Source organism: Roseateles saccharophilus (assembly GCF_004342485.1).
Taxonomy (GTDB): Bacteria; Pseudomonadota; Gammaproteobacteria; order Burkholderiales; family Burkholderiaceae_C; genus Pelomonas; species Pelomonas saccharophila.
This window is the reverse complement of the sequence record NZ_SMBU01000012.1, coordinates 24,691-49,479: the sequence shown is the minus strand read 5'-3', so window position 1 is coordinate 49,479 and position 24,789 is coordinate 24,691. Positions and strand designations below refer to the sequence as shown.

Here is a 24,789-nt window from a genome sequence, read left to right as displayed (position 1 = left end):
ACATCGAGCACTTGAGAAGGAAACATCATGAAGTCCACAAAAAGGCTCTGGCGTTGGCTGGGCCTGATCTTTGTCCTGTCGTTCGGTGCCCTGGGCTACCTGGGCTGGCAGATCTATCTGTCGGCGCCGCCGATCCCGAACCGGGTGGTCAGCGCGGACGGCGACGTGCTGTTCACGCACGACCAGATCCAGCTCGGCCAGCAGGCCTGGCTGTCCGCCGGCGGCCAGCAGCTCGGCACCGTCTGGGGCCACGGGGCCTATGTCGCGCCCGACTGGTCGGCCGACTGGCTGCACCGCGAGGCGGTCGGCCTGCAGGCCAGGCGCCTGGCCGAGCAGCAGCAGGGCGGCCTGCCGGTCAGCGACGTCCAGCGCGCCGCGGTCGACCAGGCCGTGCGCGACGAGATGCGCCGCAACACCTATGACGACGCCAGCGGCGATGTGCGCGTCACCGATGCGCGCGCCCAGGTCATCCGCGAGGTGGCCGCGCACTACGAGGGCCTGTTCGGCACCGACCCGGCGCTGGAGAAGCTGCGCGACCAGTACGCGATGACGGCCGGCGCCCTGCCCGAGGCCGAGCAGCGCAAGGCGCTGGCGGCGTTCTTCTTCTGGACCGCATGGTCCGCGACGACGGACCGCCCGGGCGAAGCCGGCCTGTCCTACACCAGCAACTGGCCGCATGAGCCCATGGTCGGCAACACGATGAGCACCTCGGCCGCGATGTGGTCGATGGCCAGCATCATCCTGCTGCTGGCCGGCATCGCGGCGATGCTGTGGCTGCACAAGGCCGACGAGGGCGATACCGTCGCCGTCGTGCCCAAGGCCGACCCGCTGCTGGGCGCCAAGGCCACGCCGTCGATGAAGGCCACGCGCAAATACTTCTTCATCGTCATCGCGCTGATGCTGCTGCAGATCGGCATGGGCGCCATCACCGCCCACTATGCGGTGGAGGGCCAGTCCTTCTTCGGCCTGCCGCTGGCGCAGATCCTGCCGTACACCATCAGCCGCACCGTGCACACCCAGATCGGCGTGTTCTGGATCGCCACCGCCTGGCTGGCCACGGGCCTGTATGTCGCGCCGCTGCTGTCGGGGCGTGAACCCAAGCTGCAGAAGCTCGGCGTGGACGCGCTGTTCTGGGCCCTCATCGTCGTCGTGCTGGGCTCGACGATCACCGGCTGGCTGGGCACGCTGCAGCATCTCGGCGTCGACTTCAGCTTCTGGTTCGGCAACCAGGGCCTGGAGTACACGAGCATGGGCCGCTTCTGGCAGATCCTACTCTTCGTCGGCCTGCTGTTCTGGGTCTTCCTGCTCGGCCGTGCACTGTGGCCGGCGCTGAAGAAGCCGTCCGAGACCCGCGGCCTCATCGCGATGGTCTTCCTGTCGGCGACCTGCATCGGCGGCTTCTACGCCACCTCGCTCGCCTGGGGACAGCACACCCACTATTCGATGGTCGAGTACTGGCGCTGGTGGCTGGTGCACCTGTGGGTGGAGGGCTTCTTCGAGGTCTTCGCCACCGCCGTCGTCGCGCTGATCTTCACCAACCTCGGCCTGGTGAGCGCACCGTCGGCCAACCGTGCCATCGTCGCGGAGACCATCGTCTTCCTGTTCGGCGGCATCCTGGGCACGCTGCACCACCTCTACTGGACCGGCACGCCCACCTCGGTGATCGCCGTCGGCGCCGTGTTCTCGGCGCTGGAAGTGGTGCCGCTGACGCTGATCGGCCTGGAGGCGCTGCAGACCTATCGCCGCTCGAAGAACGTGGCCTGGCTGGGTGCCTACAAGTGGGTCATCATGTCCTTCGTCGCCGTGGGCTTCTGGAACACCGTCGGCGCCGGCCTGCTGGGCTTTGCCATCAACCCGCCGGCCTCGCTGTACTACGTGCAGGGCCTGAACATGACGGCGGCCCACGGCCACGCGGCGCTGTTCGGCGTCTACGGCATGCTGGGCATCGGCCTGATGCTGTTCTGCCTGCGCGGCCTCTACGACCGTGCGCTGCACGCCGACCGCTTCCTCAAGCCCGCCTTCTGGAGCCTGAACATCGGCCTGGCGATGATGGTCTTCATGTCGCTGCTGCCGGCCGGCATCTACCAAGCCTATGAGAGCATCACCCGCGGCCTGTGGTACGCCCGCTCGCCCGAGGTCATCCACTCCAAGCTGATGGAGACTCTGGTGTGGCTGCGCGTGCCGGGCGATATCGTGTTCGCGGTGGGTGCCCTGCTCCTCGCCGTGTATGCGCTGTTCCTGCTGCGCCGCCGCGCAACCGACAGGCTGCCGGTCGACGCCGCCCCGGCCCGCGGTCGTTGAAATGCAGGCCCGGCCCAGCGGTTACGCTGGGCCGCCCCCTCGCGAGGGGGCAATGGGCTTGCGGCTGGATGCCGCAAGCCCATTGCCGGCGCGTCACGGACCACCGAAACGAGAGTATCGAAACCATGCGGCTCACCGCTTTCACCGACTACAGCCTGCGCGTGCTGATCTACCTGGCCGCCGAGCCCGAGAGGCGGGCCACGGTGGGCGAGATCTGCGCGGCCTTCGACATCAAGGTCAACCACCTGACCAAGGTCGTGCACCACCTCGCCCGGTGCGGCTGGCTGACGACCGTGCGCGGCAAGGGCGGCGGGCTGACGCTGGCCAAGCCTGCAGAACGCATCTGCGTCGGCCAGGTCGTGCGCGACACCGAGGGCCAAGCCCTGCCGGCCGAATGCTTCTCGGCCGAGGACAGCCACTGCGCCATCCTGAGCCAGTGCCGGCTCAAGGGTGTGCTGGCCGAGGCCGTGCAGGCCTTCTACGCCGTGCTGGATCGCTATACCCTGGCCGACATCACGGCCAACCGGCAGGAGCTGGTGCAGGTGCTGCGCTTCATGGCGCCCACCCTCGCGCCGACCCAGGCGGCATCATGAGCGAGCCCTATCCCTACGAAGGCCCTGAGGTACTGCGAGAGCCCATCCTGGCGGCGCTGCGCCGCGTGGTGGACCCCGAGGTGGCGATGTCCATCGTCGACGTCGGCCTGGTCTATGGCGTGACGGTGACGGCCGACGGCGTGAAGGTGTTGATGACCATGACGTCGGCAGCCTGCCCGGCCACCGACGTCATCGTCGACGACAGCTGCAACGAGCTGGACCGTGTCGTGCCCGAGGGCCTGCGCATCGACGTCGAGCTGGTGTGGGAGCCGCCCTGGACGACCGACCGCATGAGCGCCCGGGCCAAGGCCTTCATGGGCTGGTAGGGGCGGGCGATGCGACGCACCCCCGCGCTGCTGCCGCGACTGGCCTTCGCCGCCCTGGTTGCCACGGCGCTGCTGAGCGGCATCGCCGGCGGCCTGGTGCGCGCGGGCGTCGCGGTGCCCGTGGGCGCCCCGGCGGTCGTCGGCCATGCCTTCCTGATGGTCTGCGCCTTCATGGGCACGGTCATCGGCATCGAGCGGGCCGTGGCGGTCAAGCATCCGGCGGCCTACGCCGGGCCGCTGGCCTCGGGTGCCGCCGGCCTGATCGCGCTCGGCGGTGCGCCGGCCGCTGCAGCGTGGTTGGCGGCCGTGGCCGCGCTGGCCTTCGTCGGCGTGAACCTCGTCGTCGTGGGGCGCCAGCGCGCCACCCACACCCTGCTGCTGCTGGCCGGCGCGCTGGCCTGGGCCGCCGGCAGCCTGCTGCAGGCGCTGGGCCTGCTGGCCGGTGCCGTCGTGCCGCTGTGGCTGTGCTTCCTGGTGTTCACCATCGCGGCCGAGCGGCTGGAGATGACGCGGCTGATGCGCCGCCATGCCGGTGCCGGCCCGGCCCTGGTCGCCATCCTGGCCGCGGCGGCCTGCGGTGCGCTGCTGTCCGGCCTGGCCGCCGGCTGGGGGGGGCTGCTCTATGGCCTGTCGCTGCTCGCGCTGGCGGCCTGGCTGATCGCCTTCGACATCGCGCGCCGCACCGTGCGCGCCGCGGGCCTGAGCCGCTATATGGCGGTCTGCCTGCTGGCGGGCTATGCCTGGCTGGCCGTCGCCGGCCTGGCCTGGGCCGGTACCGCGCTGGGCCAGCCCTGGCGCGACGCCGCCCTGCATGCGCTCGCGCTGGGCTTCGTCTTCAGCATGGTGCTGGGCCATGCCCCCGTCATCCTGCCGGCCGTCACCCGCGTGAAGGTGGCGTTCGGCTGGCCCTTCTACCTGCCGCTGTTGCTGCTGCATGCGTCGCTGGCCTTGCGCCTCGTGGGCGGCCTCGCCGACCCGGGCCTGAAGGCCACCGGCGCCGCCGGCAATGCGCTGGCCATCGCGGCCTTCGCGCTCACGCTGGCCGTCTCTGCCCTGGTCTGGCGGGCACGGCACGAGCATCGCCCTCGGAACCCTGCACATGAACCCCTTGCTGAGAATTGAAGAACCGCCCCGGGCCGCACCCGCGGGCTTCGCGTTGTTCGCGCTGGGCTTCAGGCCCTTCTACCTGCTGGCCAGCGTGTTCGCGGCGCTGTCCATCCCGCTGTGGGCGCTGCAGTTCTCGGGCCTGCTGCCGCATGCCTATCTGGCCGGGCCGATCTGGCATGCCCACGAGATGCTGTTCGGCTTCACGCTCGCCGTGATCGTCGGCTTCCTGTTCACGGCCGGGCGCAACTGGACCAACCTGCCCACGCCCACCGGCTGGACGCTGGGCGCGCTGGCGGCGCTGTGGCTGGCCGCCCGCGTGCTGGTGCTGACGCCCCATGCCGTGGCGGCCGCCGCCGCCAACGTCACCTTCCCGCTGGCCGCGGCGGTGGCGCTGGCCGTGCCCTTCTTCAAGTCGAGGAACCGGCGCAATTACTTCTTCGTCGGGCTGCTCGCGCTGCTGGCGCTGGCCGCGGCCTGCGTGCACGCGGCGCAGCTGGGCGTCATCTCGGTACCCGGCTGGCTGGGCATACAGCTGGCGCTGGACGTGGTGCTCTTCATCCTGTCCGTCATGGGCGGGCGGGTCATCCCGATGTTCACGAACAACGGCGTGCCGGGCGCCGGTGCGGTGCGCGACGAGCGGGTCGAGAAGGCCGCGCTCGGCGCCACGCTGGCGCTGCTGGCCGCCGACGCGCTCGGGCTGCACGGCGCGGTGCTGGCCGGCATCGCCCTCGTCGCCTGCGCGGCCCAGGCCTGGCGCTGGGCGCTGTGGCGGCCGTGGCGGACGCTGCAGGTGCCCCTCGTCTGGGTGCTGCACCTGGCCTATCTCTGGGTGCCCGTGCACCTGCTGCTGCGCGCCGCGGCCGAGTTGGGCTGGGTGCTGCCGTCGGTGGCCACGCATGCGCTGACGGTGGGCGCCGTGGGCGGTCTCATCATCGGCATGATGACGCGCACCGCGCGCGGCCACACCGGGCGGCTGCTGAAGGCCGACCGCTACGAGGTGGCCTGCTACCTGCTGGTGGCCGGGGCGGCGGCCGTGCGCGTGCTGCTGCCGCTGGCGGCGCCGGGCCAGATCGTGCATGCGGCGCTGGCCTCGGCGGCGCTGTGGTCCGCGGGCTTCGGCCTGTACGCGCTGCGCTACTGGCCCGTGCTGTCACGCCCGCGCATCGACGGCCGCCCAGGCTGAACCGACTTCTCTCCAACTTCCATCCCGACGACAGCAGACCATGAAGCTGCCCGACTATTTCGACGACATCCCGCGCCTCAAGGTGCAGGATCCACTGGCCCGGGTGCTGGGCTGCGCCGAGGACGGCATCCTCGAATACGGCTTCGGCGACGCCGTCAGGCTCACGGGGCATTCCTGCGTGAGCGTGGCCTCGGCCTACTGGCTGACCTGGCTGGCGCTGGAGCAGCTCTACCCGGGCGAGCAGCCGCAGCGCGGCGGCATCAAGGTGGAGTTCCGCGATGACGTGCGCTCGGGCAGCAGCGGCGTCATCGCGACGGTGGTGCAGATGCTCACGGGCGCGGCCGGTGGCTCCGGCTTCAAGGGCCTGGGCGGGCGCTTCAGCCGGGCCGGCCTGATCCGCAGCAAGCCCGACCTGATGCTGGCGCTGCGCTTCACGCGGCTCGACACCCATGCCGCGGTGGACGTGGGCGTGGACACCGCGTCGCTGCCGGTCCCGCCCGAGCTGGAGCGGCTGGTGGGCCTGCTGTCCGCGGGCCGCCTGACGCCGGCGCAGGAGGGCGAGCTGGGCCAGTTGTGGCAGCAGCGCGTGCGCTCCCTGGTGCTGGAGCATGGCCGCGACCGCACCGTCTTCATGGTGCGCCCGGTGCTGCGGCACGGCTGCGAGCTGGCGGCCTGAACGAGCGGCAGGAGGCAGGGCAGCATGGCCAAGAAATTCCCGATCAAGCCGGCCAACCCGGGCCGCATCTGCTGGGGCTGCGACCGCTACTGCCCGGCCGACGCCATGCAGTGCGGCAACGGCTCGCTGGCCACGCCGCATCCGAGCGAGCTTTTCGGCGAGGACTGGATGGACTGGGGCCTGGACGCGAACGCGCCGGCCCCGGCGCAGGCGGCGCCGCATGCCGAGGATTCCGCAGCGGCCACGCCTACGCAGGCGAATCGTCCCGAAGCTTGAGCGAGATCAAGGTCCGGCGGTTTGGGCTGCACAGAATGCGCGCCATGTCAAAGGGCTGGAATCGCGCGCGCCTTGCCACCAAGGTCGGCATCCTGGGGGCCGGGCTGCTGTTCATCGCGCTGGCCTCCATCGGGTTGACGCTGTGGATAGGCTGGCAGCTGGAGGGGGGCGCCGCCGCGGTCAACGAGGCGGGGCGGCTGCGCATGCAGACCTGGCGCCTGGCCCACCAGGGCGCCGTCGGTGCCGGTGATGAGCTGCCGGCCCTGATGCAGGCCTACGACGCCTCGCTGGAGCTGCTGGTGCATGGCGACCCGGCCCGGCCGCTGTTCCTGCCGCGCGACGAGCGCACGCTGCGCGCCTACGCGCAGGTGAGCGAGGCCTGGCGCCAGCTCAGGGCCGGCAGCGGCCTGCATGTGCTCACCGGCGCGCAGGCCGAGGCGCTGGTGAAGCACATCGACGTCCTCGTCGATGCCGTCGAGGCGCGCATGGCGGGCTGGAGCTCGCTGCTGTCCACCGTGCAGCTGGCGCTGGTGGGCATCGCCATCGCCGCCGCGATGATCTTCCTGTACGCCTCGCATCTGGTCGTGTTCGCGCCGGTGGACCGGCTGCGCCGCGGCCTGCAGGCGCTGGAGCAGGGCACGCTGGGCGCGCGCGTGGCCGAGGATTCGCAGGACGAGTTCGGCGAGCTGGCGCGCGGCTTCAACCGCATGGCGCAGCGGCTGGAGGCCGTCTACCGCGGCATGGAGGACGAAGTGCGCGCTAAGACCGCCGACCTGCGCCAGGAGCAGCAGCGCCTGGCCGCGCTCTACGAGGCCACCGCCTTCGCCGCGGGGGCCGCGTCGCCGCGCGAGCTGGCCAGCGGTTTCGCCGACCGCATGCGCCGCGTCGCCGGCGCCGACGCCATCATGCTGCGCTGGATGGACGCCAGCCAGCAGCGCATGGTGCTGCTGGCGGCGCAGGGCCTGCCGCCGGCCATGCTGGAGGCCGAGCGCTGCTTGGCGCCGGGCGAATGCCATTGCGGCAGCCCCGGGGCCCAGGCCCGCGTCATCCCCATCACTGCGCAGCACGATCACGGCTCGCACTGCACCAAGGCGGGTTTCGTCGCCGTGACGGCGGTCGCGCTGACGGTGCAGGGGCGGGTGATGGGCGAGGCCGACCTGCTGTTCCGCGAGCTGCCCCAGCCCGCCAGGGCCGACCGCGAGCTGCTGGACAGCATGGCCAGCCACCTGGCCAGCGCGATGGAGGGACTGCGCAACGAGGCCATGCAGCGCGAGGCCGCCGTCGCCGAGGAGCGCGGCATGCTGGCGCGCGAGTTGCACGACTCCATCGCGCAGAGCCTGGCCTTCATGAAGATCCAGCTGCAGTTGCTGAAGGACGCCCAGCAGGGCGGCAAGGCCGCCGTGGCGGCCCGCCTCGTCGAGGAGCTGGAGCTGGGCCTGAAGGAGAGCACCGCCGACGTGCGCGCGCTGCTGATGCACTTCCGCACCCGCACCGACGGCGACGACCTGCTGCCCGCGCTGCAGCAGACGCTGCAGAAGTTCCGGCTGCAGAGCGGCGTGCCGGCCGAGCTGGAGGTCGCCGGCCATGGCGCGCCGCTGGCGGCCGACGTGCAGGTGCAGCTGCTGCACGTGGTGCAGGAGGCCCTGTCCAACATCCGCAAGCACGCCCAGGCCAGCCAGGTGCAGGTGAGCCTGAGGCACCAGCCGCACTGGCAGATCGACGTGCGCGACGACGGCCGTGGCTTCGACCCCGTGCTCGACGTGCCGGACGACAGCCATGTGGGCCTGCGCATCATGCGCGAGCGTGCTGCCAAGGTGGGCGCCGCCGTGGCGCTCGAATCCCAACCCGGGCGGGGCACGCTGGTGCGCATCTCGCTTCCCGAATCCGAGGCCCTGCATCCATGAATGCCGCCCCCATCCGCGTGCTCGTCGTCGATGATCACACCCTGTTCCGCCGCGGCCTGATCGCGCTGCTGGCGACTCAGCCGCAGCTGCAGGTCGTCGGCGAGGCCGGCGATGCCGGTGGCGCCGAGCGCCTGGCCGCGGAGCTGCAGCCCCAGGTCGTGCTGCTGGACAACCACCTGCCCGGCGTGTCGGGCGTGCAGGCCCTGCCGGCGCTGAAGGCCGCGGCGCCTTCGGCCCAGGTGCTGATGCTGACGATGAGCGAATCCGAGGCCGACCTCGGCGCCGCGCTGCGCGCCGGGGCCTGCGGCTATCTGCTGAAGACGGCCGACAACCAGGAGCTGACTCAGGCCATCGAGCGCGCGGCGCGCGGCGTGTCCAGCTTCAGCGCCGAGATGGCGGGCAAGCTGGCCACGGCCTTCCGCCACGACGCCGAGGCCGCCTCCACGGCCGCCGCGCCGCCGCCCGACCCGCTCTCCACGCTGTCGCCGCGCGAGCGCGAGATCGTCGACCTGATCGCCCGCGGCGACTCCAACAAGCAGATCGCCCGCGAGCTCGGCATCGCCGAGACGACGGTGAAGATCCATGTGCAGCACCTGCTGCGCAAGCTCGACCTGGACTCGCGGGTGCAGGCGGCGGTGCTGGTCACCCAACAACGCGCCTAGTTCTTTAGGACGAGGCGGCCGGCGCCGCCGTCCTCCCAGCGGGCGGTGCCCGGCTGGTCTGGCGGTGAATGGGCGGCAGGCCCGCCGCGCGGGACAGTCTCCTCATGTTCACTGAGGAGCAAACCGCATGAGCGCAGCCTCCATCGACCGCAGGGCCTGGTCGGTGCTGATCGTCAGCACCCTGGCCTTCACCGTCTGCTTCATGGTGTGGATGATGTTCGGCGTCATCGGCATCCCGATCAAGAAGCAGCTCGGCCTCAACGCGACCGAGTTCGGGCTGCTGACCGCCATGCCGGTGCTGACCGGCTCGCTGGTGCGCGTGCCGCTGGGCATCTGGACGGACCGTTATGGCGGCCGCATCGTCATGGCCCTGCTGATGGCCGCCACCGTACCCGCCATCTGGCTGATGGCCTATGCCACGCAGTACTGGCACTTCCTCGTCATCGGCCTGTTCGTCGGCCTGGCCGGCGGCTCCTTCTCGGTGGGCACGCCCTATGTCGCGCGCTGGTTCCCGAAGAGCCGCCAGGGCATGGCCATGGGCGTCTATGGCGCCGGCAACTCGGGCTCGGCCGTCAACAAATTCGTCGCCCCGGTGCTGCTGGTCAGCTTCGGCTGGGCCATGGTGCCCCAGGTCTATGCGGCCATCATGGCCGGCACCGTCGTGCTGTTCTGGCTGTTCAGCTACAGCAACCCGGCCCACCTCGTGGCCAGCAACGTCAGCTTCCGCGAGCAGCTCAAGGCGCTGAAGGATCCGCGCGTGCTGAAGTACTGCCAGTTCTACAGCATCGTGTTCGGCGGCTATGTCGCGCTGGCGCTGTGGATGGTGCAGTACTACGTCGGCGAGTTCAGCCTCGACATCCGCGTCGCGGCCCTGCTCGCGGCCTGCTTCAGCCTGCCGGGCGGCGTGCTGCGCGCCATCGGCGGCCTGCTGTCCGACAAGTACGGCGCCCACAAGGTGACCTGGTGGGTGATGTGGGTGAGCTGGATCTGCCTCTTCCTGCTCAGCTACCCGCAGACCGACTTCACCGTCGTGACCATCGCCGGCGCCAGGACCTTCCACATCGGCCTGAACGTCTACACCTTCACCGCGCTGCTGGCCGTGCTGGGCGTGGCCTTCGCCTTCGGCAAGGCCTCGGTCTTCAAGTACATCAGTGACGACTACCCCGGCAACATCGGCGCCATCAGCGGCATCGTCGGTCTGGCCGGTGGCCTCGGCGGCTTCGTGCTGCCCATCCTGTTCGGTGCGCTGCTGGACCTCACCGGCATCCGCTCCAGCGCCTTCATGCTGATGTACGGCGTCGTCTGGGTCTCGCTGATCTGGATGTACTGGACCGAGGTGCGCCGTACTGAAGTGATGGGTCGCAACGCACCCGAGTTCCACGTCGCCGGCTGAGCCCGGCAAAGGACAAGACATGAGCAAGAACGACATCGCCGACTGGCGCCCGGAAGACGACGGCTTCTGGAACACGGTCGGCAAGGCCATCGCCTACCGCAACCTGTGGATCTCCATCCCGGCCCTGTTGTGCGGCTTCGCCGTCTGGGGCATGTGGGGCATCATTGCCGTGCAGATGCTGAACCTGGGCTTCCCGTTCAGCCAGGCCGAGCTGTTTACGCTGACCGCCATCGCCGGCATCGCCGGCGCCACGATGCGCATCCCGGCCTCCTTCCTGATCCGGCTGGCCGGCGGGCGCAACACCATCTTCCTGACCACCTCCATGCTGTTGGCCCCGGCCATCGGCACCGGCATCGTGCTGCAGCACAAGGACTGGCCGCTGTGGGCCTTCCAGCTGATGGCACTGTGGTCGGGCGTGGGCGGCGGCAATTTCGCGTCGTCGATGTCCAACATCAGCGGCTTCTTCCCGAAGCGGCTGCAGGGCACGGCCCTGGGCCTGAACGCGGGCCTGGGAAATTTCGGCGTGACGACGATGCAGATCGTCATCCCGCTGGTGATGACGCTGCCGCTGCTGGGCGCCCTGGGTGGCGCGCCCGAGCTGCTGCTGAAGGACAGCGGCTGGATCTTCGGCAAGATCGCCGCCGGCACGCCGACCTGGATCCAGAACGCCGGCTTCGCCTGGGTGTTCTCGCTCATTCCCCTGGGCGCGCTGTGCTGGTTCGGCATGAGCAACCTCAAGACCGTGTCGCCCGACACCGGCTCGCCCCTCGTCGCCTTCGCCAAGATCACCTATCTGTACACGCTGGCCTTCGTGCCGACCATCTTCATGCTCTGGCTCTACCTGCCCAAGCCCACCGGCCTGGGCCTGCTGAGCATGTGGGTGGCGATTCCGCTGGACATCATCATGGCGCTGACCGTCATGCGGCTGGCGGCCTTCGGCGAGATGAAGGAGGGCGTGAAGAAGCAGTTCGCGATCTTCAAGAACAAGCACACCTGGAGCCTGACGGCGCTCTACATCGTCACCTTCGGCTCCTTCATCGGCTTCTCGATGGCGCTGCCGCTGGCGATGAAGGTGATCTTCGGCATCAGCCATGTGGCCGGCCCCAACGGCGTCATGCAGCACACGCTGAACAACCCGAACGCCCCGACCGTGCTGGCCTATGCCTGGATCGGCCCCTTCGTCGGTGCCGCGGTGCGGCCGGTCGGTGGCTGGATCTCGGACAAGGTCGGCGGCTCCATCGTCACCCAGCTCATCTCGGCCGTGATGGTGTTCGCGTCGGTCGCGGTCGGCTATGTGATGCAGCAGGCCTATGGCTCGGCGACGCCCGAGCAGTACTTCCCGACCTTCATGGGCCTGATGGTGCTGCTGTTCGCGGCCAGCGGCATCGGCAACGGCTCGACCTTCCGTTCGGTCGGCGTCATCTTCGACCGCCAGCAGGCCGGCCCCGTGCTGGGCTGGACCTCGGCCGTCGCCGCCTACGGCGCCTTCATCGCGCCGGTGCTGATCGGCGAGCAGATCAAGGCCGGCACGCCCCAGCTGGCCTTCTACGGCTTCGCGGCCTTCTATGCCGTCTGCCTGGTGCTGAACTGGTGGTTCTACCTGCGCCGCGGCGCGGAAATCAAGAACCCCTGACCGTCGCCGCCCATCGTCCGAAAGAACGATGGGCGCACCCGCCCGCCTCGTCCTTCCGCGCCGGCCCGACCCGACCGGCGATGGATGGCCCCGCAGGCGCCGGGCGTGGAGCATGAGCATCGTGTCCAAGACCCTGTCCCTACCGTTGCGCTGGAATCCGGAAGACCCTGATTTCTGGGCCAGCCGTGGCCGCGAGGTGGCCCTGCGCAACCTCGGCTGCGCGCTGCCGGCGCTGGCGCTGTCGTTCGCGGTGTGGATGCTCTGGTCGGTGCTGGTCGTCTATCTGCCGGCGGCGGGCTTCCGCTACAGCACCAACCAGCTGTTCTGGCTCAGCGCGCTGCCGGCCCTGTGCGGCGCGACGCTGCGCATCTTCTACGGCTTCGCGGTGTCCTGGGCCGGCGGGCGGCGCTGGACGGCGCTGTCCACGGCCAGCCTGCTGGCCCCGGTCGCCGGCGTCGCGCAGGCCGTGCAGGACCCGTCCACGCCCTATGAGTGGATGGTCGTGCTGGCCCTGCTGTGCGGCCTGGGCGGCGCCAACTTCGCCAGCGGCATGGCCCATATCAGCGCCTGCTTCCCGGCGCGCGAGCAGGGCGTGGCCCTCGGCCTTGGCGCGGGCTTCGCCCACCTGGGCGTGGGCCTGGTGCAGTGGCTGGTGCCGGCAGCCATCGCGCTGGACCTCTTCGGCCTGCCGCCGCAGGGCGCGGGCCTGTGGCTGCAGAACGCCGGCCTCGTCTGGTTGCCGCTGATCGCTGCGGCCAGCCTGCTGGCCTGGCTTGGCATGGACGACCTGCCCGGCGACGGCGTCGGCCTGGCCGAGCAGGCCCAGCTCTTCACGCGCCGCCACAGCTGGCTGATGAGCTGGCTCTACCTCGGCAGCTTCGGCAGCTTCATCGGCTTCGCCGCGGCCTACCCGCTGCTGCTGCGCAGCCAGTTCCCGGGTCTGGAGGCGGCCCAGCAGCTGGCCTGGATCGGCCCGCTGCTCGGCGCGATGGTGCGGCCGCTGGGAGGCTGGGCGGCCGACGACTTCGGCGGCGCGCGCATCAGCCTGGCCTGTTTCGCCGCGATGGCCCTGGGCGTCGGCGGCGTGGTCGCGAGCCTGGGCTTGAACGGCGCGGGGGGCGGCGCGCCGCTCTTCATCGCCAGCTTCGTGCTGCTCTTCCTGGCAGCCGGTGTCGCCAACGGCAGCACCTTCCGCATGGTGCCGCTGGGCTTCGTGCGCGAGGCCCAGGCCGGGCGCGGCTCGCTGCTCGAGGCACAGGCCCGGGGTGCCGCGGCGCTCGGCCTGTGCTCGGCCGTCGGTGCCTACGGCGGCTTCTTCATCCCCAAGAGCTTCGGCAGCGCGATCGCGCTGAACGGCGGCCCCCAGGCCGCGCTCTATTGCTTCCTGGCGTTCTATCTGAGCTGCATGGCCATCTGCTGGTGGTTCTACGGCCGTCGCAACGCCCCCCTGTCCTGTTAACGGAGAAACGCATGTCCCACTTTCTGGATCGACTGACCGCCTTCCAGCTGCCGAAGGAAGTCTTCGCCGGCGGCCACGGCGTGAGCACCGGCGAGGACCGCACCTGGGAGGATGCCTACCGCAACCGCTGGGCCCACGACAAGATCGTGCGCTCCACCCACGGCGTGAACTGCACCGGCTCCTGCTCGTGGAAGATCTACGTCAAGGGCGGCATCGTCACCTGGGAAACCCAGCAGACCGACTACCCGCGCACGCGGGCCGACCTGCCCAACCACGAGCCGCGCGGCTGCGCCCGTGGCGCCAGCTACAGCTGGTATCTCTACAGCGCCAACCGCGTGAAGTACCCGATGGTGCGCGGCCGCCTGCTCAAGTGCTGGCGCGAGGCCCTGGCCGTCGCCAAGAGCCCGGTGGACGCCTGGGCGCTGATTCAGGCCGACGAGGCGGCGCGGCGCGACTACCAGCATCTGCGCGGCATGGGCGGCTTCGTGCGCTCCACCTGGGACGAGGTCAACCAGCTGATCGCCGCGGCCAATGTCTACACGATCAAGCAGCATGGCCCCGACCGCATCATCGGCTTCTCGCCCATACCGGCGATGTCGATGGTGAGCTATGCGGCCGGCAGCCGGTATCTCAGCCTGATCGGCGGCGTCTGCATGAGCTTCTACGACTGGTACTGCGACCTGCCGCCGAGCAGCCCGCAGGTCTGGGGCGAGCAGACCGACGTGCCCGAATCGGCCGACTGGTACAACAGCAACTACATCATCGCCTGGGGCAGCAACGTGCCGCAGACGCGCACGCCGGACGCCCACTTCTTCACCGAGGTGCGCTACAAGGGCGCGAAGACGGTGGCCGTGACGCCCGACTACTCCGAGGTCGCCAAGCTGGCCGACCTGTGGCTGCACCCCAAGCAGGGCACGGATGCGGCGCTGGCCATGGCCATGGGCCATGTCGCGCTCAACGAGTTCTACTTCAAGCAGCGCAGCCCCTACTTCGACGACTACGCGCGCCGCTACACCGACCTGCCGCTGCTGGTGCTGCTGGAAGAGCAGACCCTGGCCGACGGAAGCAAGGCCCGCGTGCCGACGCGCTATCTGCGCGCCAGCGACCTGCAAGGCCAGATGGGCCAGAGCAACAACCCCGAGTGGAAGACGCTGGCCTATGACGCCGACGGCCGCCTCGTGCTGCCCAACGGCTCCATCGGCTTCCGCTGGGGCGCCGAGGGCCGCGACGACGCCGGCAAGTGGAACCTGGAGGCCAAGGAGGCCGAGGGCAATGCCGACGTCAAGCTCAAGCTGTCGCTGGTCGAGGACGGCGCGCAGGCGCATGAGTTCGCCGACGTGGCCTTCCCCTATTTCGCCGGCAGCGCCAGCGAGCACTTCACGCCCAACCCGCAGCAGGACGGCGCCAGCCACCGCGCCCGCGTGCCGGCCACGCGCCTGAAGACGCAGGACGGCGAAGCCATCGTCGCCACCGTGTTCGATCTGCAGGCCGCGCAATACGGCATCGACCGCGGCTTCGGCTCGGGCGCCAAGAGCTACGACGACAACGCCCCCTACACGCCGGCCTGGCAGGAGGCCATCACCGGCGTGCCGCGCGCCCAGGTGATCCGCGTCGCGCGCGAGTTCGCCGAGAACGCGCACAAGACCCAGGGCAAGTCGATGATCATCATCGGCGCCGCGATGAACCACTGGTACCACTGCGACATGAACTACCGCGGTGTCATCAACCTCTTGATGATGTGCGGCTGCATCGGCCAGAGCGGCGGCGGCTGGGCGCACTACGTGGGCCAGGAGAAGCTGCGCCCGCAGACCGGCTGGACGGCGCTGGCCTTCGCGCTGGACTGGATCCGCCCGCCGCGCCAGATGAACAGCACCAGCTTCTTCTACGCCCACACCGACCAGTGGCGCTACGAGAAGCTGGGCGTCGACGAGGTGCTGTCGCCGCTGGCCACCGAGGCCGAGCGCGCCGAGTTCAACGGCAGCATGATCGACTGCAATGTGCGCGCCGAGCGCATGGGCTGGCTGCCCAGCGCGCCCCAGCTCAAGACCAACCCGATGCAGGTCGTCAAGGACGCCGCGGCCGCGGGCCTGGCGCCCAAGGACTATGTGGTGCAGGGCCTGCGCGACGGCTCGCTGCAGCTCAGCTGCGAGGACCCGGACGCGCCGCAGAACTGGCCGCGCAATATGTTCGTCTGGCGCTCCAACCTGCTGGGCTCCAGCGGCAAGGGCCACGAGTATTTCTGCAAGCATTTGCTGGGCACCGAGAACGGCGTGCAGGGCAAGGACCTGGGCGCCGATGACGCCAAGCCGCGCGAGGTGCGCTGGCATGCACAGGCGCCGCAGGGCAAGCTGGACCTGCTCGTGACGCTGGATTTCCGCATGAGCACGACCTGTTTGTACTCAGACATCGTGCTGCCCACGGCCAGCTGGTACGAGAAGAACGACCTCAACACCAGCGACATGCACCCCTTCATCCACCCGCTGTCCGCGGCGGTGGACCCGGTCTGGCAGTCGCGCTCCGACTGGGAGATCTACAAGGGCTTCGCCAAGGCCTTCAGCGAGGTCTGCAAGGGCCATCTGGGCGTGGAGAAGGAAGTCGTGATGTCGCCGCTGATGCACGACACCCCGGCCGAACTGGCCCAGCCCTTCGGTGTGCAGGACTGGAAGAAGGGCGAGTGCGAGCTCATCCCCGGCAAGACGGCGCCCAATATCGCCGTCGTCGAGCGCGACTACCCGGCCACCTACGAGCGCTTCACGGCCCTCGGCCCCTTGATGGAGAAGCTGGGCAACGGCGGCAAGGGCATAGGCTGGGACACCAAGACCGAGGTCGCCCAGCTCGCCGAGCTGAATGGCGTTGACGCCGCCGGGCGCGCCCGCATCGTCAGCGATATCGATGCCTGCGAGGTCATCCTGCAGCTGGCGCCCGAGACCAACGGCCATGTCGCCGTGAAGGCCTGGGATGCGCTGTCCAAGTTCACCGGCCGCGAGCACGAGCACCTGGCCCTGCACCGTGAGGACGAGAAGATCCGCTACCGCGACGTGCAGGCCCAGCCGCGCAAGATCATCAGCTCGCCGACCTGGAGCGGCCTGGAGAGCGAGAAGGTCTCCTACAACGCCGGCTACACCAATGTGCACGAACTGATCCCATGGCGCACGCTGACCGGCCGCCAGCAGTTCTACCAGGACCATCCGTGGATGCGCGCCTTCGGCGAGGGCTTCACCAGCTACCGCCCGCCGGTGGACCTGAAGACGACCGGCGAGATCCAGGGCATCAAGTCCAACGGCAACCCGGAGATCGTGCTGAACTTCATCACGCCGCACCAGAAATGGGGCATCCACAGCACCTACAGCGACAACCTGCTGATGCTGACGCTGAACCGCGGCGGCCCCGTCATCTGGCTCAGCGAGGACGACGCGAAAAAGGCCGGCATCGCCGACAACGACTGGGTGGAGCTGTTCAACGTCAACGGCGCCATCGCGGCGCGTGCGGTGGTCAGCCAGCGCGTGAACCCCGGCATGACGCTGATGTATCACGCGCAGGAAAAGATCATCAACACGCCCGGCAGCGAGATCACCGGCGTGCGCGGCGGCATCCACAACTCGGTGACCCGCATCGTCACCAAGCCGACCCACATGATCGGCGGCTACGCCCAGTACAGCTACGGCTTCAACTACTACGGAACCATCGGCACCAACCGCGACGAGTTCGTCGTGGTGCGCAAGATGAACAAGGTGGACTGGCTCGACACCCCGCGTGACGACCACCTCGCCGCGGCCTACCAGTCGCAAGGCGAAAACCCCTGAAACGCGAGGAGTACGCAATGAAGATTCGCGCACAGATCGGCATGGTCCTGAACCTGGACAAGTGCATAGGCTGCCACACCTGCTCGGTGACCTGCAAGAACGTCTGGACCAGCCGCCCCGGCGTCGAGTACGCCTGGTTCAACAACGTCGAGACCAAGCCCGGCATCGGCTATCCCAAGGAATGGGAGAACCAGGACAAGTGGAACGGCGGCTGGGTCCGCAAGGCGGACGGCAAGCTGGAGCCGCGCCAGGGGGGCAAATGGAAGCTCCTGATGAAGATCTTCGCCAACCCCAACCTGCCGGAGATCGACGACTACTACGAGCCCTTCACCTTCGACTACGACCACCTGCAGTCGGCGCCCGAGATGAAGCATGCGCCGACGGCCCGCCCGCGCAGCCTCATCACCGGCCAGCGCATGGAGAAGATCGAGTGGGGCCCGAACTGGGAGGAGATCCTCGGCGGCGAGTTCAGCAAGCGCAGCCGCGACAAGAACTTCGACGACGTGCAGAAGGAGATGTACGGCAAGTTCGAGAACACCTTCATGATGTACCTGCCCAGGCTGTGCGAGCACTGCCTGAACCCGGCCTGCGTCGCGAGCTGCCCCTCGGGCTCGATCTACAAGCGCGAGGAAGACGGCATCGTGCTGATCGACCAGGACAAGTGCCGCGGCTGGCGCATGTGCGTGTCGGGCTGCCCCTACAAGAAGATCTACTACAACTGGAAGAGCGGCAAGGCCGAGAAGTGCATCTTCTGCTACCCGCGCATCGAGGCCGGCCAGCCCACGGTCTGCTCCGAGACCTGCGTCGGCCGCATCCGCTACCTGGGCGTGCTGCTCTATGACGCCGACCGCATCGCCGAGGCCGCCGCCACGCCCCACGACAAGGACCTCTACCAGGCCCAGCTCGACATCTTCCTGGACCCGCACGACCCCGAGGTCATCGCCCAGGCGCGCCGCGACGGCATCCCCGACAACTGGCTGGAGGCGGCGAAGAACAGCCCCGTCTACAAGATGGCCGTGGACTGGAAGGTGGCCCTGCCGCTGCACCCCGAGTACCGCACCCTGCCCATGGTCTGGTATGTGCCGCCGCTGTCGCCCATCAGCGCGGCGGCCAACGCCGGCCAGCTCGGCGTCAACGGCGAGATCCCCGACGTGCGCCAGCTGCGCATCCCGGTGCAATACCTGGCCAACCTGCTGACGGCCGGCGACGTCTGGCCCGTCGAGCGGGCGCTGGAGCGCATGCTGGCCATGCGCGCCTACCAGCGCGGCAAGCATGTGGACCGCATCGAGAACCGCGCGGTGCTGGACCAGGTGGGCCTGCTGCCCGCCGACGTCGAGGCCATGTACCGCGTGATGGCCATCGCCAACTACGAGGACCGCTTCGTCATCCCGACGACGCACCGCGAATACGCCGAGAACGCCTTCAATGTGCGCGGCGGCTGCGGCTTCAGCTTTGGCAACGGCTGCTCCGAGGGCGTCACCGAGACCAGCCTGTTCGGCTCGGAGAAGAAGCGGACGATTCCCATCAAGGCGACGATCTGAAGAGGGCGACGACGATGTTCAACAAGCCCACCCACTCCCCCTTGAGCCTGCGCGTGCTCGCCGCGCTGCTGCGCTACCCCGACGCCGAGTTCCGTGCCGCCGTGCCCGAGCTGCAGCAGGCCCTTCGTGCTGAGGCCGCGCTGCCCGGGGCCCGCATCGACGAGCTCTGCGCGCTGCTGCAGCGCCTGCAGCAGGCCGACCCCTTCACGGTCGAGGCCGAGTTCGTCGACCTCTTCGACCGCGGCCGCGGCACCGCCCTGCACCTGTTCGAGCATGTGCACGGCGACTCGCGCGAGCGCGGCCCGGCCATGGTCGACCTGCAGCAGACCTATGAGCGCGCCGGCCTCTACCTCGCGCCCGGCGAGCTTCCCGACCATCTCGCCGTCGTGCTCGAGTTCGCCAGCACCCAGCCTTCCCGCGAGGCGCGCGATTTCCTGGCCGAGATCGCCCACATCAACCGCGCCATCTTCAGCGCGCTGCAGCGCCGCCAGAGCCCCTACGCCAGCGTGCTGGCCGCGGTGCTCGAACTGGCCGGCGAGGCCGCCGAGCGGGTCGACATCCCGCCCGAGCCCGAGCTCGACGAGGCCTGGGCCGAGCCCGAGGCCTTCGGCGGCTGCTCCAGCGCCGGCCAGTCCCGCCCCGAGCAGCCGCAACCCATCCACATCGTGCGCAAGCAAAGCGCCCACCAGCCGGGAGCCCAGGCATGAACGCCCTGCATAACTTCCTGTTCGTCGTCTACCCCTACATCTGCCTGGCCGTCTTCCTGATGGGCAGCCTGGCGCGCTTCGACCGCGACCAGTACACCTGGAAAAGCGACAGCTCCCAGCTGCTGCGCGGGCGCGGCATGCGCTGGGCCAGCAACCTCTTCCATGCCGGCATCCTGTTCCTGATGGTGGGCCACACGGCCGGCATGCTGACGCCGCACGCCCTCTACGAGCACTTCATCAGCCCGGCCAACAAGCAGATGCTGGCCATCGTCGCCGGCGGCGTGGCCGGCACGTTCTGCTTCATCGGCCTCTCCATGCTGATCTGGCGCCGTATGACCGACCCGCGCATCCGCCTGACCAGCCACCGCACCGACCTGGCCATCCTGTGGATCCTGTGGCTGCAGCTCAGCCTGGGCCTCATCACGCTGCCCTTCTCGCTGCACCATGCCGATGGCTCGGTCATGCTGGTGCTGTCGGACTGGGCCCAGCGCATCGTCACGCTCAACCCCGACGCGAGCGGCCTCGTGCCCCTGGCCTGGCCCTACAAGGTCCACATGGTGCTGGGCATGACCATCTTCCTGCTCTTCCCCTTCAGCCGCCTCGTGCACGTCTGGAGCGGTCTGGCCTCGGTGTTCTACGTGTTCCGTCCCTACCAGGTGGTGCGCTCGCGCCGCCTCAACCTGCCCAAGCAAGGCTGAGCCATGGTCACCGTCAACGACATCGCGATCGCCACCGCCGACGAGGCGCTGGACGAGGAAGCGCTGCGCCAGCGTGCCTGCACCGAGCTGTTGCGCCAGCGTGCCATCGAACTGGGCCTGCTGGCCGAGGACGACCCGGCACCGCGCGAGGGCGCCGTCAGCGAGGCCGCCAGCGCGGCCATCGAGGCCCTGCTGATGCAGGAGCTTGCCGGCCCCGAGCCCGACGAGGTCGCCTGCCGACGCCACTTCGAGGCCAATGCGCGCCACTTCGCGCAGGGCGAGCGCGTGCAGGTGCGCCATCTGCTGTTCGCCGTCACGCCCGGCGTGGACGTGGACAGGCTCCGTCAGCATGCCGAGGGGCACTTGATCGCGCTGCGCGCCAGTGACGCGGCTGCCTTCACCGAGGCCGCCAAGACCCTGTCCAACTGCCCGAGCGGCGCCGACGGCGGCCGCCTGGGCTGGCTGACCGCCGACGACTGTGCGCCCGAGTTCGCCCGCGAGCTGTTCGGCCGCAGCGAGATCGGGGTGCTGCCGCAGCTGCTGCACAGCCGCTTCGGCCTGCACATCGTCGCCGTCGATGCGCGCGAGCCCGGCCGCCTGCCCGCCTTCGAGCAGGTGCGCGAGGCCGTGGCCCAGCAGATGCGCCAGCGCCACCAGATCAGCGCGGTGCGTCAATACCTGCAGACGCTGGCGGCCGACGCGCGGCTGCAGGGCGTGGAGTTGCAACAGGCGACGTCCCCGCTCGTTCAGTAAGCTCCATGCCCGACGAGCTGCTCGAACGCCTGCGCCGCTTCCAGGAAGACGCCTTCCCCCAGCAGCGCTCGCTGTTCCGCCATCTCGTCGACGAGGGCCAGCATCCGCTCACACTCTTTATCGGCTGTTCGGACTCGCGCCTCGTCCCCTATCTGCTCACCGGCGCCGGGCCGGGCGAGCTCTTCCTGGTGCGCAACGTCGGCGCCTTCGTGCCGCCCCACGACCAGAGCCAGGGCTTCCACGGCACCGCGGCGGCCATCGAGTTCGCCGTGCTCAACCTGCAGGTGCGCCGCATCATCGTCTGCGGCCACAGCCACTGCGGCGCCATCCGCGCCCTCTACGGCGAGGTGCCGGCCGCTGCGCAGAACCTGGCCTGCTGGCTGGATCTCGGCCGCGAGGCCATGTTGCCGGTGGCCGAGCCCGGCCCCGAGGTCATGCGCCGCACCGAGCAGCGCGCCGTCGTGCTGCAGCTCGAGCGGCTGATGGACTACCCCATGGTGCGCGAGCGCGTTGAGGCGCGCGCGCTGACGCTGCACGGCTGGCACTACGTCATCGAGGATGGCGAGGTCCATGTCTTCGACGTCGGCGTCGGCGCCTTCGTGCCGGCCTCGCGCGCCGAGCATGCCGGCACCGGCCCCTATGTTCTCGGCGACGACGACAGCGGCCTGGGCGCCAGCGGCGTGCCGCTGTCTTGAACTGGTTCAAGGCGGGCCGAGGTCGCCAGCCCTAGGCTGACGACCCATGAACAACGCCCTCCACGACCTCCGCCCGCTCGCCCCCGCGCAGCGCCACCAGCTCGCCTTCCAGTGCTTCGACGCGCTGGCCGAAGGCGAGGCCTTCGAACTGGTCAACGACCACGAGCCGCGCGGCCTGCTGATGCAGTTCCACGCCTACCGCCCGCAGACCTTCGGCTGGCAGGTGGTGCAGGCCGATCCGGGCTACTGGCGCATCCGCATCAGCCGCGCCGCGCCCGGCGAGGCCACCGCCCCGATGCCGCAAGGCGGCGGTTGCGGCTGCGGCGGCGGCGGCGGTTGTTCCTGAAACCCCTCGGCCGGTCGCGCCTCGCTGGACGCGGGCGTGCCCAGCCGGTCCCCCGAGGGGACGGCGATGCTCGCGGCATCGAGCCGCGAGCACATCGCCAACCGGGCCGGCTTGGGAGCGGCCCGGCGCTCGGCCCGCAAGCCAAAAGATCGTATGACTCTGATGTCCGCTGATTACTCCCCGCCGTCACGCAAGCCCGAACTGGTCTGCCCGGCCGGCTCTCTGCGCGCGCTGCAACTGGCCCTCGAGGCCGGTGCCGATGCCGTCTACCTGGGCCTGAAGGACGCCACCAATGCGCGCAACTTCGCCGGCCTGAACTTCGACGCCGCCCAGGTGCGCGAAGGCGTGGCGCTCGCGCACCGCCAGGGCCGCCAGGTGCTGATGGCGCTGAACACCTTTGCCGATGCGCGCGACACGGCGCCCTGGCAGCGTGCCGTCGACCAGGCCGCCGAGCTCGGCGCCGATGCCCTCATCGTGGCCGACAGCGCCGTGCTGGTCGACGCGCGCCGCCGCCATCCGCAGGTGCGCCTGCATCTGTCGGTGCAGGCCTCGGCCACCAATCACGAGGCTATCGCCTTCTACCGCGAGCGTTACGGCATCGAGCGCGCCGTGCTGCCGCGCGTGCTGACGCTGCAGCAGGTGCAGCAGCTGATCCGGCACTGCGAGGTGCCGGTCGAGGTCTTCGGCTTCGGCAGCCTGTGCGTGATGGTGGAGGGGCGCTGCGCGCTGTCCAGCTACGCGACGGGCCAGTCGCCCAACACGGCCGGCGTCTGCTCGCCGCCCGCGGCGGTGCGCTGGGACGAGGCCGCGGACGGCGTGCGTGCCCGCCTGGGTGGCGTGCTGATCGACCACTACCGCCCCGGCGAGCCGCGCGGCTACCCGACGCTGTGCAAGGGCCGCTTCGAGGTCGGCGCATTGGCGCGCGACTACGCGCTGGAAGAGCCCACCAGCCTCAACACCCTGGCCCTGCTGCCGCAGCTGATCGCCTCCGGCGTCAGCGCGATCAAGATCGAGGGCCGTCAGCGCAGCCCGGCCTATGTGGCCGAGGTCACCAAGGTCTGGCGCAGCGCCATCGACACCGCCTGGGCCGCCCATGTGGGCCGCGGCCGCTACAGCGTGCAGCCGGCCTGGGACGGCCAGCTCGCCCGCTGGGCCGAGGGCCAGCAGCACACGCTGGGCGCCTACGACAAGCCCTGGAGGTGAATAGACCCCCCCGTAGGCGCTGCGCGCCTCCCCCCAGGGGCGCCGCCAGTGGCCCGGCAAAGCCGGTTCCACGGCGGCTGCTTGATGGGGTGCCCGGCTCGCGCCGGGCGCCGTGCATGTATTGATGGAGTATTTGATGATCGAGCTTTCGGTAGGGCCGCTGCTGTACTGGTGGCCGCGCGAGGCGCTGCTGAACTTCTATGCCGACCTGGCCGACGCGCCGGTGCACAGCATCGTGCTCGGCGAGCTGGTCTGCTCGCGGCGCAACGAGATCAGGTTCGACGACTGGCTGGCCATCGCCCGCGAGCTTCGTGCGGCCGGCAAGGAGGTGCGCCTGGCGACGATGGCCCTGGTCATGAGCGAGGCCGAGCTGCGCACGCTGCGCCGCGTCTGCGAGCAGGACGAGTTCCCGGTCGAGGCCGGCGACGCGGCCGCGCTGCAGGTGCTGTCGCGCCTGGGCCGCCGGCCGCTGACGCTGGGCCCGCACATCAACATCTACAACGCCGCCGCGCTGGCCGAGCATGCGGTGCTGGGCGCTGATCGCTGGGTCGCGCCGGTCGAGCTGTCGCTGGACGCGGTGGGCCGCATCAACCCGGCGCCGTCGGCCATCCAGACTGAGGTCTGGGGCTTTGGCCGCCTGCCGCTGGCCTTCTCGGCGCGCTGCTTCACGGCCCGCCACCACCGGCTGCAGAAGGACGACTGCCAGTTCCGCTGCCGCGACGATGCCGACGGCCTGCTGCTGAAGACCGGGGAGGGCGAGGACTTCCTCGCGCTCAACGGCATCCAGACGCAGAGCGCGGCGCTGCAATGCCTGCTCGGCCACGGCGCGGCGCTGCGCGAGGCCGGCGTGGGCCTGCTGCGGCTGTCGCCTTGTGGCGCGCATTTCGGCCGCGTCGTCGAGCTCTTCGACGCGGTGTTCGCGCGGGGTACCGATGCCGCAGATGCGCTGGCCGAGCTGCGCGCGCTGCCTCTGTCCGGCCGCCTGGTGGACGGCTTTGCGCGCCGTGAGGCGGGTTTGAAGGAAGCCGCATGAACACGACGCTGCCCAGCCTGCCCGCCCAATGGCGCGAGCGTGTCGCCCGCCTGCCCAGCCGCCCGCCGTCCACGCTGCTGGCGCTGTTGCTGGACCGCCTGCTGCTGCCGCGGCTGGACGCGTCGCAGCGCCAGGCCCTGCAGGGCCAGACCGTCGAGATCGAGCTGCAGGAGCTGGGCGCCCGCGTGCGGCTGCTTCTCGGCGAGCGGGGCTTTCGCGCGGCCGGGGAGGGCGGCGCGGCGCGGTTGCGCCTGCGTGCCCGCGCCGATGCGCTGTGGCGGCTGCTGCGCGGCCAGGACGACGCCGATCGCCTGTTCTTCGACGGTGCCCTGGTCATGGAGGGCGACACCGAATACGGCCTGATCCTGAAGAACACGCTGGACGCCATCGGGCCGCTGTGGAGTGCGCCCGTTTCTTGACTTGGTTCAAGGACGCCGCTGCCCGCGCTGAACACACTGCGCGCCACTAGATGTAGCGCCGCTGTGGAGCTGCAAACA

The 24,789-nt window shown here is 69.9% G+C and carries 22 protein-coding genes; all 22 read left to right on the top strand.

The features are described from left to right. The first annotated feature begins 27 nt into the window (after window positions 1–27). The 22 genes from EV671_RS12275 to ubiT all read left to right on the top strand — a co-directional run bounded on the left by EV671_RS12275 (window position 28) and on the right by ubiT (window position 24,711). Window positions 28–2,301, top strand: coding sequence for a nitric-oxide reductase large subunit (locus tag EV671_RS12275; RefSeq protein WP_132571647.1), 2,274 nt, complete (start codon window positions 28–30; stop codon window positions 2,299–2,301). 125 nt (window positions 2,302–2,426) lie between these two features. Beyond that, window positions 2,427–2,894, top strand: coding sequence for an Rrf2 family transcriptional regulator (locus EV671_RS12270; RefSeq protein WP_132571645.1), 468 nt, complete (start codon window positions 2,427–2,429; stop codon window positions 2,892–2,894). Then, on the top strand, window positions 2,891–3,220 hold the full coding sequence (locus EV671_RS12265) for a metal-sulfur cluster assembly factor (RefSeq protein WP_132571643.1): 330 nt from the start codon (window positions 2,891–2,893) through the stop codon (window positions 3,218–3,220). Before EV671_RS12270 ends, EV671_RS12265 begins: the two co-directional genes overlap by 4 nt. A gap of 9 nt (window positions 3,221–3,229) precedes the next feature. Further along, a complete protein-coding gene (locus EV671_RS12260) occupies window positions 3,230–4,342 on the top strand; it encodes a hypothetical protein (RefSeq protein WP_132571641.1) in 1,113 nt (370 codons plus the stop codon). Then, on the top strand, window positions 4,320–5,510 hold the full coding sequence (locus tag EV671_RS12255) for an NnrS family protein (protein WP_132571639.1): 1,191 nt from the start codon (window positions 4,320–4,322) through the stop codon (window positions 5,508–5,510). The genes EV671_RS12260 and EV671_RS12255 overlap by 23 nt, the downstream gene beginning before the upstream one ends. Window positions 5,511–5,550: 40 nt before the next feature. Then, complete coding sequence (locus tag EV671_RS12250; RefSeq protein WP_132571637.1) at window positions 5,551–6,186, top strand: hypothetical protein; 636 nt, start codon at window positions 5,551–5,553, stop codon at window positions 6,184–6,186. A 24-nt stretch (window positions 6,187–6,210) separates the two neighbouring features. Continuing rightward, on the top strand, window positions 6,211–6,462 hold the full coding sequence (locus EV671_RS12245; protein ID WP_132571635.1) for a DUF3079 domain-containing protein: 252 nt from the start codon (window positions 6,211–6,213) through the stop codon (window positions 6,460–6,462). A 44-nt stretch (window positions 6,463–6,506) separates the two neighbouring features. Further along, window positions 6,507–8,366: a type IV pili methyl-accepting chemotaxis transducer N-terminal domain-containing protein gene (locus tag EV671_RS12240; RefSeq protein ID WP_132571633.1), complete on the top strand. Its 1,860-nt coding sequence runs from the start codon at window positions 6,507–6,509 to the stop codon at window positions 8,364–8,366. Further along, window positions 8,363–9,028 carry a response regulator gene (locus EV671_RS12235; protein WP_132571631.1) on the top strand — a complete coding sequence of 222 codons (666 nt, stop codon included), beginning with the start codon at window positions 8,363–8,365 and terminating at the stop codon, window positions 9,026–9,028. The genes EV671_RS12240 and EV671_RS12235 overlap by 4 nt, the downstream gene beginning before the upstream one ends. Window positions 9,029–9,155: 127 nt before the next feature. Beyond that, window positions 9,156–10,421: an MFS transporter gene (locus EV671_RS27760; RefSeq protein ID WP_132571629.1), complete on the top strand. Its 1,266-nt coding sequence runs from the start codon at window positions 9,156–9,158 to the stop codon at window positions 10,419–10,421. A 19-nt stretch (window positions 10,422–10,440) separates the two neighbouring features. Further along, a complete protein-coding gene (locus EV671_RS12225) occupies window positions 10,441–12,054 on the top strand; it encodes an MFS transporter (protein WP_132571627.1) in 1,614 nt (537 codons plus the stop codon). A gap of 112 nt (window positions 12,055–12,166) precedes the next feature. Then, the gene (locus EV671_RS12220) at window positions 12,167–13,513 is read left to right on the top strand and encodes an MFS transporter (protein ID WP_132571625.1); all 1,347 of its coding nucleotides are present in this window, start codon (window positions 12,167–12,169) and stop codon (window positions 13,511–13,513) included. An 11-nt stretch (window positions 13,514–13,524) separates the two neighbouring features. Then, window positions 13,525–17,316, top strand: a complete 3,792-nt coding sequence (locus tag EV671_RS12215) for a nitrate reductase subunit alpha (RefSeq protein ID WP_132571623.1) — start codon at window positions 13,525–13,527, stop codon at window positions 17,314–17,316. 17 nt (window positions 17,317–17,333) lie between these two features. Next, a complete protein-coding gene (narH, locus tag EV671_RS12210; protein ID WP_132571621.1) occupies window positions 17,334–18,857 on the top strand; it encodes a nitrate reductase subunit beta in 1,524 nt (507 codons plus the stop codon). 14 nt (window positions 18,858–18,871) lie between these two features. Next, window positions 18,872–19,564, top strand: a complete 693-nt coding sequence (narJ, locus tag EV671_RS12205; RefSeq protein WP_132571619.1) for a nitrate reductase molybdenum cofactor assembly chaperone — start codon at window positions 18,872–18,874, stop codon at window positions 19,562–19,564. Further along, window positions 19,561–20,262 (top strand): respiratory nitrate reductase subunit gamma, encoded by a 702-nt coding sequence (gene narI / locus EV671_RS12200; protein WP_132571617.1) that lies wholly within the window; start codon window positions 19,561–19,563, stop codon window positions 20,260–20,262. Before narJ ends, narI begins: the two co-directional genes overlap by 4 nt. A 3-nt stretch (window positions 20,263–20,265) precedes the next feature. Further along, window positions 20,266–21,015, top strand: a complete 750-nt coding sequence (locus EV671_RS12195; protein ID WP_132571615.1) for a peptidylprolyl isomerase — start codon at window positions 20,266–20,268, stop codon at window positions 21,013–21,015. Between the two features lie 5 nt (window positions 21,016–21,020). After that, window positions 21,021–21,710: a carbonic anhydrase gene (locus tag EV671_RS12190; protein ID WP_132571613.1), complete on the top strand. Its 690-nt coding sequence runs from the start codon at window positions 21,021–21,023 to the stop codon at window positions 21,708–21,710. A gap of 46 nt (window positions 21,711–21,756) precedes the next feature. Next, window positions 21,757–22,056: a DUF2249 domain-containing protein gene (locus EV671_RS12185; RefSeq protein ID WP_132571611.1), complete on the top strand. Its 300-nt coding sequence runs from the start codon at window positions 21,757–21,759 to the stop codon at window positions 22,054–22,056. 162 nt (window positions 22,057–22,218) lie between these two features. Next, window positions 22,219–23,259 (top strand): ubiquinone anaerobic biosynthesis protein UbiU, encoded by a 1,041-nt coding sequence (gene ubiU / locus EV671_RS12180; protein ID WP_132571609.1) that lies wholly within the window; start codon window positions 22,219–22,221, stop codon window positions 23,257–23,259. A gap of 136 nt (window positions 23,260–23,395) precedes the next feature. Then, window positions 23,396–24,292 carry a U32 family peptidase gene (locus tag EV671_RS12175; protein WP_243655697.1) on the top strand — a complete coding sequence of 299 codons (897 nt, stop codon included), beginning with the start codon at window positions 23,396–23,398 and terminating at the stop codon, window positions 24,290–24,292. Further along, a complete protein-coding gene (gene ubiT / locus EV671_RS12170; protein ID WP_132571605.1) occupies window positions 24,289–24,711 on the top strand; it encodes a ubiquinone anaerobic biosynthesis accessory factor UbiT in 423 nt (140 codons plus the stop codon). Before EV671_RS12175 ends, ubiT begins: the two co-directional genes overlap by 4 nt. Window positions 24,712–24,789 lie beyond the last annotated feature (78 nt).